The 13,096-nt window shown below is 59.7% G+C and carries 12 protein-coding genes; 2 read left to right on the top strand and 10 right to left on the bottom strand.

Features of this window, described 5'->3' with window-relative positions:
• The 7 genes from IAE50_RS19805 to IAE50_RS19775 form a co-directional block, all read right to left on the bottom strand.
• Positions 1-717 (bottom strand): GntR family transcriptional regulator, encoded by a 717-nt coding sequence (locus IAE50_RS19805; protein WP_200581031.1) that lies wholly within the window; start codon positions 715-717, stop codon positions 1-3.
• A 105-nt stretch (positions 718-822) separates the two neighbouring features.
• On the bottom strand, positions 823-3,894 hold the full coding sequence (locus IAE50_RS19800; protein ID WP_200581030.1) for a beta-galactosidase: 3,072 nt from the start codon (positions 3,892-3,894) through the stop codon (positions 823-825).
• 103 nt (positions 3,895-3,997) lie between these two features.
• A complete protein-coding gene (locus IAE50_RS19795) occupies positions 3,998-5,077 on the bottom strand; it encodes a LacI family DNA-binding transcriptional regulator (protein ID WP_200581029.1) in 1,080 nt (359 codons plus the stop codon).
• Positions 5,078-5,291: 214 nt separating this feature from the next.
• Positions 5,292-5,510 carry a hypothetical protein gene (locus tag IAE50_RS19790; protein WP_023478265.1) on the bottom strand — a complete coding sequence of 73 codons (219 nt, stop codon included), beginning with the start codon at positions 5,508-5,510 and terminating at the stop codon, positions 5,292-5,294.
• Positions 5,507-5,758: a hypothetical protein gene (locus IAE50_RS19785; RefSeq protein WP_023478273.1), complete on the bottom strand. Its 252-nt coding sequence runs from the start codon at positions 5,756-5,758 to the stop codon at positions 5,507-5,509. The genes IAE50_RS19790 and IAE50_RS19785 overlap by 4 nt, the downstream gene beginning before the upstream one ends.
• 236 nt (positions 5,759-5,994) lie before the next feature.
• The gene (locus IAE50_RS19780) at positions 5,995-6,540 is read right to left on the bottom strand and encodes a GNAT family N-acetyltransferase (protein WP_094419540.1); all 546 of its coding nucleotides are present in this window, start codon (positions 6,538-6,540) and stop codon (positions 5,995-5,997) included.
• Positions 6,541-6,627: 87 nt separating this feature from the next.
• Positions 6,628-7,239 carry a YitT family protein gene (locus tag IAE50_RS19775; RefSeq protein ID WP_200581028.1) on the bottom strand — a complete coding sequence of 204 codons (612 nt, stop codon included), beginning with the start codon at positions 7,237-7,239 and terminating at the stop codon, positions 6,628-6,630.
• Between the two features lie 84 nt (positions 7,240-7,323).
• On the opposite strand from IAE50_RS19775, the gene IAE50_RS19770 reads away from it, so the two are divergent.
• Positions 7,324-8,745 carry a PLP-dependent aminotransferase family protein gene (locus IAE50_RS19770; protein WP_200581027.1) on the top strand — a complete coding sequence of 474 codons (1,422 nt, stop codon included), beginning with the start codon at positions 7,324-7,326 and terminating at the stop codon, positions 8,743-8,745.
• Positions 8,746-8,748: 3 nt separating this feature from the next.
• Here IAE50_RS19770 and IAE50_RS19765 read toward each other — a convergent pair whose 3' ends face one another.
• Positions 8,749-9,342, bottom strand: a complete 594-nt coding sequence (locus tag IAE50_RS19765; RefSeq protein ID WP_200581026.1) for a hypothetical protein — start codon at positions 9,340-9,342, stop codon at positions 8,749-8,751.
• Positions 9,343-9,454: 112 nt separating this feature from the next.
• On the opposite strand from IAE50_RS19765, the gene IAE50_RS19760 reads away from it, so the two are divergent.
• Complete coding sequence (locus IAE50_RS19760; RefSeq protein WP_200581025.1) at positions 9,455-9,874, top strand: GFA family protein; 420 nt, start codon at positions 9,455-9,457, stop codon at positions 9,872-9,874.
• Positions 9,875-9,884: 10 nt separating this feature from the next.
• On the opposite strand, the gene treC is transcribed toward IAE50_RS19760, so the two are convergent.
• Together treC and treB are read right to left on the bottom strand one after the other, a co-directional pair.
• Positions 9,885-11,549, bottom strand: a complete 1,665-nt coding sequence (gene treC, locus IAE50_RS19755) for an alpha,alpha-phosphotrehalase (protein WP_200581024.1) — start codon at positions 11,547-11,549, stop codon at positions 9,885-9,887.
• 16 nt (positions 11,550-11,565) lie between these two features.
• The gene (treB, locus tag IAE50_RS19750; protein ID WP_200581023.1) at positions 11,566-12,987 is read right to left on the bottom strand and encodes a PTS trehalose transporter subunit IIBC; all 1,422 of its coding nucleotides are present in this window, start codon (positions 12,985-12,987) and stop codon (positions 11,566-11,568) included.
• Positions 12,988-13,096 lie beyond the last annotated feature (109 nt).

Below are 13,096 nucleotides of genomic sequence, written 5' to 3'. Positions count from 1 at the left end.
TCAGCCGCCGCCCTGGCGGAAGGTCAGGTTTTCGCGGTTATGGGGGATGACATAGGTACAGCTGTAGTTGATATCGATGATGTCGCTGATCTCGTAGACCTGGCCGCCCTCAAGAATGCCGCGGTTGCTGATGTGCATCGCCGGGCTGCCCTTTTTACAGCCGAGCAGCGCGGCCTGTTCGCGGCTGACGTTCACCACCCGGTAGGTGGTGAGCAGATGGGAAATTTGATACCCCTTGCTTAATACATACTGCTGAAGTGAGCGCTCAATCACCTGCTGATTGAGATCGGCAAAACCCTCCACCGGCATACGTGAAATCTCAATCTGCACCGCCTGCTCATCAACAAAGCGCAGGCGGCAAAACTGCCAGATAAAGCTCTCATCGCTCAGGCCAAAGATCTGCTGCTCATCGCGGTTCGGCCGCTTCTTATGCAGGCTTACCATGCGAAAGCGGATCTGATCGAAGCGCTTCTCGGTGATTGAGTTGTAGACCAGCGGGTTGTTGCGCGCCTGTTCATTAATCCAGATGCCGGATCCCTGCACAATGCGCACCACGCCAATGCTGGCAAGCTTCTCCAGCGCCTGGCGGATGGTGAAGCGCGACACGCCATACTCCTGCGCCAGCTGCCGCTCCGGGGGGAGTTTGCGCGGGCCTGGCGCGCTGTTCTGGTAAATTTTGCTGAGCAGATCCTGCGTGACGAACTCTTTTTTCTTCATCCACCCCTTCCCAACGCGAACCGCCACCGGCGCATGTTATAGCCTCAGACCGGTAAAGATACCCGATGTCATGCGGGAACAACATGCCCGGTGCGGAACCGGCGTCTACGCCTGCTGCCAGCGCAAGCGGTAACGCACCCGCTCCTGCTGCAAAATAAACTCCGGCGAGACGCTCGGGCTCCAGGAGTCATCCCCGCCGACGCCCATATGGAAGGCGTCGAGGTGCAGCCAGCAGCCCGCCTCTTCGCGCAGCAGATGGTGGTGCGTCGTCTCCCGCAGTTGAGTGTCGCTGTAGCAGCCAAGGGAGAAGTGGAACTGCCCCTCCAGCTGATGCCCGCCACACTGCAACAGCCGGGTATCGCAGCGCAGGCCATTTTCGCCGGGGAAGATATAGGGCGTATGCAGCGCCGCCAGCGGCTGCGTCCAGCGCCCCTGGCAGGCCGCGAGTTTACGGTCAGGGTAGTTTTCATGAGGGCCAAGACCGAGCCAGCTCACCTCTGCCGGGCGCTCAGCCAACTGGCACACCAGCCCGATGCGCGCAGGCGGCGGAATATCATTTGCCACCACCACCTCAATATCGGCCTGCAACCCGCCGGTCCTGTCAATCCGCCACGTTTTCTCGCTGATAAAGGCGCTTTTCCCGGCACCGCTCCAGCGGTGAATCGTGCGCAGCGTCACCTGTTGTGCGCTCTCCTGCACCTCGAAGCTCAACAGCTCGGCGCGCAGATCGTACATCCCCGCCGCTTTCCAGCGCTCCACCCAGGCATTGGGATCGATGCGCGTCACTTCACTGACGCCGATATCGTTATCGAGCGGTGCGCGGGCAAAGCAGTCGGTTACTGGTGTCAGCAGCGTCTCCTGTCCGTCGCGCCACCACTGCACCAGATCTCCGCGTTGGCGGCAGAAGGCCCAGCGCTGGTTGCCCTGGGTAACGGTGTAGGTTTCATCACTGACCTCAAGCGTCGGTCGCTCGCCCTGTTCATCAGGCGCCTCAAAATAGAGCGGTGCCGGTAAGCGCCACTGATCCCAGGCGCAACGATGCCAGGCCGCAGACCACGCCGTCGCCTCGCGCTGGTAAACCTCAACGTTAAGCCACAATTCGCCCGGCGCAGCGGTCAGCTCCGGCAGATCCAGCGCGATCTGCACCTTGCCCTGCGGTGCAATCACCAGCGCGGTTTCGCCCTGCGCCAGCACCTCGCCGTCGCGCTCAACGCGCCAGCGCAGCACTTCGTTATCGCTGGTGCGGAACAGGTATTCGCTGGTCACTTCCATGATCAGCGGTGAAGCGCTGAGCAGAGAAAACTGGAAAAACTGCTGCGCGCGCTGCGCTTCGAACAGCGCCGGGTGCGGGGTGCGATCCGGGAAAACCAGCCCGTTCATGCAGAACTGCCTGTCATTTGGCGTATCGCCAAAATCACCGCCGTAGGCCCAGAAGGGCTGCCCGTCTGCGCCAATTTTTGTCAGTGCCTGGTCAACCCAGTCCCAGACAAAACCGCCCTGCAAACGCGGCGCGGCGCGAAACGCCTGCCAATATTTGGCGAAACCGCCAAAGCTGTTGCCCATCGCATGGGCATATTCACAGAGGATCAGCGGCCGGGTCTCCTCCGGCAGGCCAATCCACTTTTTGATCGACCACTTCGGCACTTCAGGAAAAGGTTGATCCTGGTCGACGCGGGCATACATCGGGCAGATGATATCCGTCGCTGCGGTGTTCGCCCCGCCCCCCTCGTACTGTACCGGGCGCGTTGGATCGGTGCTCTTCAGCCAGCGGTAAAGCGCATCGTGATTCGCGCCATGCCCGGACTCATTACCCAAAGACCAGATGATGATCGACGGATGGTTGCGGTCACGCTGCACCATACGCGTCACGCGCTCGCTCATCGCGGGCAGCCAGCGCGGGTCATCCGCCAGGCGGCTCATCGGCACCATGCCATGCGTTTCAATGTTGGCCTCATCCACCACATAGAGACCGTAGCGATCGCAGAGGCGATACCAGAGCGGGTGGTTAGGATAGTGGGAGCAGCGCACGGTGTTGAAGTTATGCTGCTTCATCAGCTCGATATCGCGCCGCATGGTCGCTTCATCGACCGCCTGGCCGTGCTCCGGGTGGTGCTCGTGGCGGTTAACGCCGCGGATCAGCAGCGGTTGGCCGTTCAGTTTCAATAAGCCCTGATGGATCTCAACGTGGCGGAAGCCGACATCGCAGGCTTCAACTTCCACGCAGTTGCCCTCTTCATCGCAAAGCGTCAGCGTCAGGCGATAGAGGTTCGGCGTCTCCGCGCTCCACAGCAGCGGCGACTCGACCGGCAGCGTCAGGCTCAGGCGCTCCGCCCAGCTGCCGCGCTCATCGACCACCGCGCTGCCGGGCGTCTGTTCGCCAGAGGCGATCTTTTCGCCATTGCGCCACAGCACCGCCGTTACGCGCGATCCGGCAAACTCGCCTGCCAGCTCCACCGCCACCTGCACGCTTGCACGGGTAAACTCCGCGTTGAGCACGGTGGTGTAGTGGTAGTCAGCAATGTGCAGCGCCGGTTTATGTTGCAGCGAGACGTCGCGGAAGATGCCGCTCATGCGCCACATATCCTGATCTTCGAGATAGCTGCCGTCGCACCAGCGCAGCACCATCACCGCCAGGCGGTTTTCGCCTGCGCGCAGCACCGCGCTGAGATCGAACTCCGCTGGCAGGCGGCTATCCTGCGAGTAGCCGACCCACTGACCGTTGCACCAGAGGTGGAAAGCAGAGTTCACGCCGTCAAACACAATCCGCGTCTGCCCCCCGGCAATTGCCTCAGCGTCCACCTCAAATGTGAGCGAGTAACAACCGGTTGGGTTTTGCTGCGGAACGAACGGCGGGTTAACGGGGATCGGATAGGTCACATTGGTATAGATGGGCGTATCGAAGCCCTGCATCTGCCAGTTGGAGGGCACCGGCATTGCCACAGCGTCGGCGCAATCCTGCTCGATCCACTGCTCAGGTACCGCTTCCGGCGAGGCGAAAAAACTAAATTGCCACAGGCCGTTCAACGAGCGATGCGAGGGTGACTCCGCTTCATCGCGCGCGGCGGTTTCATCGCGCCAGCTGCGCATTGGGGCATGCGCCGCCAGGCGATGCCACTGGGTGACAACCGGGTTTTCCCAGTCGCGTCTGGAGAGTAATGAAGCAAGGGTAGATGACATAACAACCTCTTTTGCGAAGCGCTCACAATTTTTAGCACAATGACGCAAAGCGGGCCGCAGGTAAAGGTGCAGAGCGGCTGAAAGCGAAGAGGATCACAAAAGCTTAGCGGCGATTGAGTAAAGCCACCTGCTCTGCCAGCTGTTGCAGACGCCGGGCCAGCGCTTCACCGCTCTCTTTTTGCTGCGACAGCGGTGCGCTGGAGTAGCGCCCGACCAGAGTGACCGGCAGGCGTATCTGGCAAAAGCCGTCGCCCTGCGCCTGGTTATCCAGCAGCCAGTCAACGCTACGCGCGCCCGCCTCTTTGAACGCCTGGCGCACGGTGGTGAGCGGTGGCGAAAACCAGGCGCTGTCGTCGGTATCGTCATACCCGACCACCGAGATCTGCTCCGGGACGGCAATGCCTTTTGCCGCGCAAGCGCGCAGTACGCCAAGCGCCATCTGATCGTTTGCCACCAGCACCGCCTGCGGCAGCTGCGGCCCGGCGAGTAAGCGCTGCGCTTTTTCAAACCCGGAGGCCGCGCTCCAGTCACCGTGCGCGCAGGCGAAGGGAGACAGCTTTGCTTCCTCCAGCGCCGCCAGCCAGCCGCTAAAGCGGGCGCGTGCCGAAACCGAGCTCTCCGGCCCGCCGAGCAGCGCAATGCGCTGGTGCCCCAATGCCCGCAGGTGCTCAACCCCGAGGCGCGCGCCCTGAGCGGCATCAAACACCAGGCTGTTGACCGACGCCGTGTCGCTGACATCGAGAAACAGCACCGGCACCGGTGCGGCCTGCGTCGCCAGCTGCTGTGCCAGCGCATCGTCGAGCGGGACGTTAATCAGCACGCCCTCCACCCTCTGCGCCAGCAGCTCCTGCAACGCCGCCGCGCAGCTCTGCTCATCGTGCTGTTCAACCATCGAAATCATCACGCTGGCTCCCGCCTGCCCGGCGCGGCTCTTTACCGCCGAGGCAATTTGCGACGGTGCATGCAGCGCCAGATCGGTGGTCACTAAGCCAAGGGTTTTGCTGCGTTTGCCCGCCAGCTGCTGCGCGCCGCGGTTGGGCACATAGTGCAGCGCCGCCATCGCCGCCTGCACCTTTTCACGGGTGCGTGCAGAGACATGGGCCGCATCGTTGATCACGCGGGAGACGGTCTGGTAAGAGACGCCGGCATGGCGGGCGACATCATAGAGAGTGATGGTTTTCATAAGCTTCCGGGCGACTGCAAATTTTATGCAGTATACCCGCTTCATCGCCCGTTGCCTGCGCGCGGTTACGGCAAGCCAAAAGAAATAACGACGAGCCACGAACGGCTCGCCGTAAACATCATCCTTAATGCTTTATTGAGATGGTTGCTGTTATTATTTGAACCATCATCACACTTTTATTTGCAATTAAAATGATGGTTTCATGACAAGTGTGTTACTGCTGGCGGGGAATGGGGAATCCTTTCAGTGAAATAATAAAGCTGTTCCCTTCTTTTTTAATTTTGGCACCAGCGTCACACCAGTCCGATGCAATGCGAAAGAACTCATCTGTGCCAATATTCCAGTCCAGACGAACTTGTTTGACGAACCCTGAGCGCAGCAGCTCGCACGCTTCACGGTAACTGTGGGCGATTGAAAGCAGTTGTTGGTTCATTTTCTCTTCTTCAGAAGTTTGCGTAGTGCTTTGATTTCTTTGGTTGTAAGTGGCGTTGCGCTCTCTTCTTCCGTGTGCTGGCTGTCGACCTCTTCCTCTGATACGCTCTCCTCTTCCACTGCCTCAAACGCCAGCAGGAGAAGCTTTTGCGTTGCCGAGCCTAAATTCTCATTATTGACTTCGGCATAATGGCGAAGTTTCTCTTTTAACGCTTCATCAATTCTTACGTTTAATACAGCGCTGGTCATGATTATCCCTTCTGGTGTGAATAAACACGCTAATTAATACACGAACTTAGGTAACCGATCCACAAATATATTTCAAAAATATAACAAGCCGAAATACCCCATAAATAATTTGCACGAGAAAGATGACATAAATATTAAATTAATATTTCATTATTATGACAATTTTAATATATGGGTGAGAAAGTACTTAGAAGAGATAAATAAATGACAGCCCGAAAGGGCTGTCGGCGCGGGCATCAGCCGTAGAGGCGGTTCCAGTCATCGCGGGTGATCTCCCACAACTCGGTCTCTAACTCGCCCGCCACATAGTGGCCCGGCTGGCGGCGAACCAGCCGCATACCGCTGCTGTGCGAGATCTTTCTCGACCGCTCGTTAGCCACCGCTTTCGGTGCGCGCAGCACCTCGCGCTTCAGGCCATTGAACCAGTAATCGGTCACCGCGTGGCACGCTTCGCGCATATAGCCCTGCCCCTGCCACTCCGGCGCCAGCCAGAAACCACGGTTGTTATCCGGCGTGTTCATCAGGCAGATAACGCCCATTAACTCACGCTCATCCTCTTTACGACGCAGCGTCCAGAACCAGCCTTCACCGGCGCGGCTCGCCGCCAGCGCGACGTTATCAACATAGTGCTGGGCGGCACCGTCCGGGTAGGGCCACGGCACGCTGGCAATCAGGTAACGCACGATCTCCCAGCGCGGAAAAATGCGCTGGATCTGCTCAGCATCGGCAGATACCAGCGGTAGCAGGCGTAATCTTTCGGTCTCCAGAATGGGGGTGGTCATAGGCTCTCTCCCTTCAGGCCGAAAGCGTCGGCCTGTGATAACTCAGCATCCCTTAACTTCATCTGCCTGTAAACCTGACAAAAATGGCTAAGCGGCCGGTTTTACTTCTGCGACGGGAACGGGACGCGGTGCGAAGCGAAACCACGGCAGGCAGAGCTGGATCAGCGGGCCAATAGTCAGCGCATAGAGCACCGTGCCGACGCCGAGCGTGCCGCCCAGCAGCCAGCCAATCAGCAGCACCGACAGCTCAATCACGGTACGGATGCTGCGCACCGACCAGCCAGTGCGCGCATGCACGCCGGTCATCAACCCGTCGCGCGGGCCGGAGCCAAACCCGGCACCGATATACATCGCCGTGGCAATCGCATTGACCAGGATAGCACTGGCGAGCAGCGCGCTGCGCGGCAGCAGTTGATCCAGCGTTGGGATCATCGCCAGCGCGGCATCGGCCGCCAGCCCTATCGCCACTACATTACTGATGGTGCCAAGCCCCGGGCGCTGGCGCAGTGGGATCCACAGCAGCAGCACCAGTGCGCCGGTAGCGATCATTACCGTGCCGATATCCAGCGCCAGCAGTTTCGCCACGCCAAGGTGAAAGACATTCCACGGATCGGCACCGAGATCGGCGCGCACAAACATGGCGGTAGAGAGGCCGTAAAGGGATAACCCGAAATAGAGTTGCAGTAATCGACGCAGCATAGATCTTCTCCGTTTGGACAGGCTTCCATCTTCCCCGTAAATGGACTTATGATTAATGTCCAGTTTTCAGATAGTGGACTGCTTATGTCATCCCGTCGCTTTGGTAGCCAGTCGTTGCTGCGCCTGTTAGGCCACTGGCAACAATCCTCGTCCCGCTCCCCACTCTGGCGTCAGCTTGCCGATGCGCTGCGCTTGTTGATCCTCGACGGCAGGCTGGCGCTGGATACCCGTCTGCCCGGCGAGCGGGAGCTGGCAACCACGCTCTCGGTGAGCCGCACGACGATTGCCAGCGCGCTGGCGCACCTGCGCGAGGAGGGCTATCTGGAGAGCCGCCACGGCAGCGGATCGCGGGTGATCCTGCCCGATAACCGCGCCATACCGACGCGCAGCACCGCTGGCGCGGCGCTCGATCTCTCCACTGCCGCGCTCAGCGCCGGGCCGGAGATTCACCAGGCCTACAGCCACGCCTTAACGGCGATCGCTCCCTATCTTTCGCGTACCGGGTATGGTCAGCTCGGCGTGCTGGCGCTGCGCGAAGCAATTGCCGCACGCTATACCGCGCGCGGTTTACCGACCCATGTTGATGAAGTGATGGTCGTTAATGGCGCACTGAGCGGGCTGGCACTGGTGTTGCGTATGCTGACCGGGCCTGGCGATCGCGTGGTGGTCGATCACCCTACCTACCCGCTGGCGATTGCGGCGATTCAGGGGGCGTCGTGCAGGCCGGTTGGCGTCTCGCTGCCGCAGCGCGGCTGGGACAGCGACGGTTTTGCCGCCACGCTAGCGCAGACCGCGCCGCGCCTTGCCTACCTGATGCCCGATTATCACAATCCGACCGGGCGCTGCATGGATAGCGCGACGCGGGAAGCCATCGCCGCTATTGCCGCCCGTACGCGCACCACGCTGGTAGTGGATGAGACGATGGTCGATCTCTGGTACGAAAACGCCCCACCGCCGCCGCTTGCCGCGTTTGATAAAAGCGATACGGTTATTACGCTCGGCTCGGCGGGGAAAACCTTCTGGGGCGGTTTACGGCTGGGGTGGGTACGCGCCTCTGCGCGCACCATCGCCCACCTGGCGCAGACGCGCGACTCGCTGGAGCTGGGCTCACCGCTGCTGGAACAGCTGGCAACGCAGTGGCTGATGGCGAATGAAAACGACTTTCTGCCAGCGCGCAGGGCGATGCTGCAAGCGCGCCGCGACCGCTGCGGCGAACTCATGGCGGATCTCTTCCCCGCGTGGCATTTTCAGCCGCCGGAGGGCGGGTTGTCTTACTGGGTCGAGCTACCCGACCGGCTGGCGACGGCTTTTGCCGCGCGCGCGGAAACCGAGGGCATTCATCTCGGTGCCGGTACGCGTTTCGGCCTCGACGGCGCGTTTGAGCGTAATCTGCGCATCCCCTTCGCGCTGGAGTCAACGGTGCTTGAGGATGCGCTACTGCGCATAAAACCGCTGTGGCACGCGCTCAATCCGGCGGCCCCGTCGTTTAAGCGCAGCGTAGTGTAAGCATCAGGAAGCGGGCGGCGTCAGCGGGGCGAGCGCCTCGCTTTTCACCCAACCAGTGGTGCTTTTGCCCTCATCGCTGAGATACTCAACCTGCGTCCACTCCCCCTGGGTTTTCAGCACGCCGACCACATCATCCTGCACGATAAAGGCTTTGCGCCGCGTCTTCTCTTCAGGTTGACGATAGAAGTAGAGCCGCTCGGCGTGCACCTGTGCCATCGACTGCCAGTCGGTATTGCGAGTTTTGCTCAGTTCCAGCCCGTCATTAATCAATGGCGGCATCACATTGCTGCAACCATCATGAGTCTGTCCGTCGGGCACGCTAAGCGTCACGCCGTCGGCTGTTGCCGCAAGGTGCCCCGGCAGCACGGCTGTGGACCAGGAGGTGATCGTTGCATCGCCTTTTGCCGACACCTCCCCCACCAGCGAAAAGGCGCAGGTGCGTGTTACGCCGACACCGAGGGTTTCGCTGTAGTAACCGCTGATCTTGCCCTGCGGCGAGACCGCAAGCTGCAGCTCTTCATAAATGCCGGAATGCAGCGTGGCAGCCATACCGGATGTGGAAACAAGGAGTGTTAGTAAAATTAGAGAGTTACGCATAGTGCTGAGCCTCAGGGCGATAAGTGCAGCGATTCTACACGCTTGCGCGCCCCTCCCGGTATCCCCAAAAAAGGCTATGGTTGAGAGTATCGTTCCAGGCTGGAGAAGTGAGATGAGTGAAAAAAAACGGGCGCAGTGCCACTGCGGTGCGGTGGTGTTTAACGTGACGCTGCTCGACGGCTTTAACAACGCGCGGCGCTGCAACTGCTCCTACTGCCGGATGCGCGGCGCGGTAGCAGTCACCGCGCCGCTGTCAGGCATTGATATTCTTCAGGGCAGAGAGAAGCTTACCGAGTACCGCTTTAACACAGGGGTCGCCATCCACTTCTTCTGCTCGGTGTGTGGCATCTACACCTTCCATCAGCGCCGCTCTAACCCCGATCAATATGGCGTTAACGCGGCCTGCATTGAAGGCGTATCGCCGTTCGATTTCGCCGAAATCCCGGTCTCCGAAGGGGTCAATCACCCATCGGATGGGGGCGGTAACAGCGGCGTTGCCGGGTATCTGCGCTACACCCCCGCCGGGAAGTGAAACGGCTAACCTACTCCCGCATCCACCAGCCGCACTCATAAGGTCTGAGCGTGCCGGTGACGGGCAGCTGCGCGCCATCCGCGTAGTTGCCGTAGAGCAGACGCCAGCCCGCCTCATTGGGCAGACACACTTCGCTCAGCGCCAGCGGCTCGCCGCTGAGGTTGGCAATCACCCGCAGGGTTTGCTCCTCATCTTGCCGCTGATAACACCAGCAGGCGGGCGAATCGGGGTCGAGATCCTGATAGTCGCCAAAGGTGAGCACCGGCAGATTTTTGCGCAGCGCGATCAGTTGCCGATAGGTGTGCAGCACTGAATCATTATCCGCCATCTCACTGACCACGTTGATCTGCCGGTAGTTATCCGCCACGTCAATCCAGCTTTCGCCGTCGGTAAAACCGGCGTTCTCGCTGTCATCCCACTGCACCGGCGTTCTGCCGTTATCGCGGGATTTGTGCGCCAGTACTGCCAGCACATCTTTTTCATCCTGATGCAGGCGCAGGATTTTGAACATATTCAGGCTTTCGACATCGCGGTATTGATCGATGCGGCTGAAGTGCGGATTGGTCATGCCAATCTCTTCTCCCTGGAAGATATAGGGCGTGCCCTGCATACCGTGCAGCACCATCGCCAGCATTTTCGCCGAGACGGTGCGCAGCGCCCCATCATCCCCCAGCCGGGAAACGATGCGCGGCTGATCGTGGTTACACCAGAAGAGCGCGTTCCACGCCAGCTTGTGCATCCCGCGCTGCCATTCGGCGAAAATCCGCTTTAGTGCCACCCGATCCGGCGGCGCAAGCCGCCACTTCTCACCCTGCGGATAGTCGATTTTCAGGTGGTGAAAGTTAAAGGTCATCGACAGCTCTTTGCCATCCAGCCGCGCATAGCGCTGGCAGTGCTCAAGCCGGGTGGATGACATTTCGCCCACCGTCATCAACCCGCGCGGCTGAAAGACATCGCGGCTCATCTCTTCGAGAAAGTCGTGAATCGCCGGGCCGTCGGTGTAGAAACGGCGGCCGTCACCCTCATCATCATCCGGCAAATCGGGGTGCTTGGAGACCAGGTTGATGACATCCAGCCGCAGCCCGTCCACGCCCTTATCCGCCCAGAAGTGGCAGACCGCTTTCAGGGCGTTGCGCACTTCCGGGTTCTCCCAGTTGAGATCCGCCTGCTGGGCAGAGAAGGAGTGCAGATAGTACTGCTGCGTCTCCTCGTGCCAGCACCAGGCGCTGCCGCCAAACTTGGAGTGCCAGTTATTGGGCAGCCGCCCCTCTTTGCCGTCGCGCCAGATATAGAAGTTGCGCCACGGGCTGTTACGGTCGCTGGCAGCGGCTTTGAACCACGCATGCTCCGTGGAGGTATGGTTAAACACCATATCCATCACCACTTTGATGCCGCGCTGATGGGCGGCGTCAACCAGCGCCTCAAAATCCGCCATGGTGCCAAACAGCGGATCGATGGCGTAGTAATCCGCCACGTCATAGCCGTTATCCACCTGCGGCGAGAGGTAAACCGGCGTCAGCCAGATGGCGCTTACGCCGAGCCACTGGAGATAATCAAGGCGGCGCACAATGCCCTGAAGATCGCCGAGGCCATTGCCGGTACTGTCCTGAAAACTGCGCGGGTAGATCTGGTAAATCACGCCGTTTTGCCACCACGGAACATTACGTTTGCTCATTGCGTCGATCCCTTTTTCACACCACCAGCAGCTTGCCCGCTGCCTGCTTACGTTTATAGATAACCGTGGTCAGCACGAGCGGGATCACAATCGCCACCAGCATCGCCAGACCATAAATCGACCAGTATTGGGTTTTCACCGAGAGGATGGCCGGTAAGCCGCCGACGCCAATGCCGTTCGCCATCACGCCGGTTAGCCCGCAAATCAGCCCGGCGCAGGCACCGCCGACCATGCCGCAGAGCATCGGGAAGCGATACTTCATGTTGATGCCGTACATCGCCGGTTCCGTCACGCCGAGATAGGCCGAGATGGCGGCGGGCACCGAGATCTCCCGTTCATTAACCTTCTTGCTCACGAGGATGATGCCGACGACTGCGGAACCCTGCGCAATGTTGGAGAGCGCGATAATCGGCCAGACCGGCGTGCCGCCAAGGTTCTGGATCAGTTGCAGGTCGACCGCCAGCGTAGTCTGGTGCACACCGGTGATCACCAGCGGCGCATAGAGGAAGCCAAACAGCGCGGAGCCAATCGGCGCAAACGGCCCGGTCATCAGATGGCTGACGCCCCAGGCGATGCCGTTACCGACCACACGGCCGAACGGCCCGATGATGGTATGCGCGAGGAACACCGCAATCAGCAGCGAGAGCACCGGCACCACCACCAGCGTCAGGTAATCCGGCACGATGCGTTTCAGCTTCAGCTCAATCCACGCCAGCGTCAGGCCAGCCAGAATCGACGGAATAACCTGCGACTGGTAGCCCACTTTATCGATGGAGAACCAGCCAAAGTTCCACACTTCCGGCGTCTGCTGCCCGAGCAGATAAGCGTTCATCAGCTGCGGAGAGACCAGCGTAATCCCCAGCACGATGCCGAGGATCGGCGTGCCGCCCATCTTCTTCACCACCGACCAGCAGATACCGACCGGAATGTAGAAGAAGATCGCCTCGCCAATCAGCCATAAGAAGTCGTAGATGCTTTTCCAGACCGGCGACGCTTCGGTGAGCGGCGCGTCGTTAAACAGCGGCAGATCGCCAATCAGGTTGCGGAAACCGAGGATCAGACCGCCGCTGATCAGCGCCGGCAGCAGCGGAAAGAAGATCTCCGCGAAGTGGGAGATGAGGCTCTCATGCCACTTCATATTTTGCCGCGCCACGCGCTTGGCGCTCTCTTTGTCAGTGCCGCTCACCTGCGTATGTTGCAACAGCAGTTGATACCAGTCGCCGACATCGGTGCCAATCACCACCTGAAACTGCCCGGCGTTGGTAAAGCAGCCCTTCACCATCGGCAGTTTTTCAATCTCGGCGGGGTTGGCTTTTTTCGGAGCGTTAAGCACAAAACGTAAACGGGTAATACAGTGACTGACGGTAGCGACGTTCTCTCTGCCGCCAACCAATTCAATAAGTTTATCAATATCCTGGGGGTTACTTTTTATCGCCATCTTTTCTCTTCCAGCAGGTTTTGATGAGTGAGCTGTTGTTATTACAGCTTTTCGCAAAAACTCTTACTCTAAACCGAGCGATAAAGACCATAGCGGCAACCCACCCATC

The organism is Kosakonia sp. S42 (assembly GCF_016624785.1).
Lineage (GTDB): Bacteria > Pseudomonadota > Gammaproteobacteria > Enterobacterales > Enterobacteriaceae > Kosakonia > Kosakonia cowanii.
Note: the sequence above shows the minus strand (reverse complement) of the source record. Positions and strands in the feature narration are given on the sequence as shown.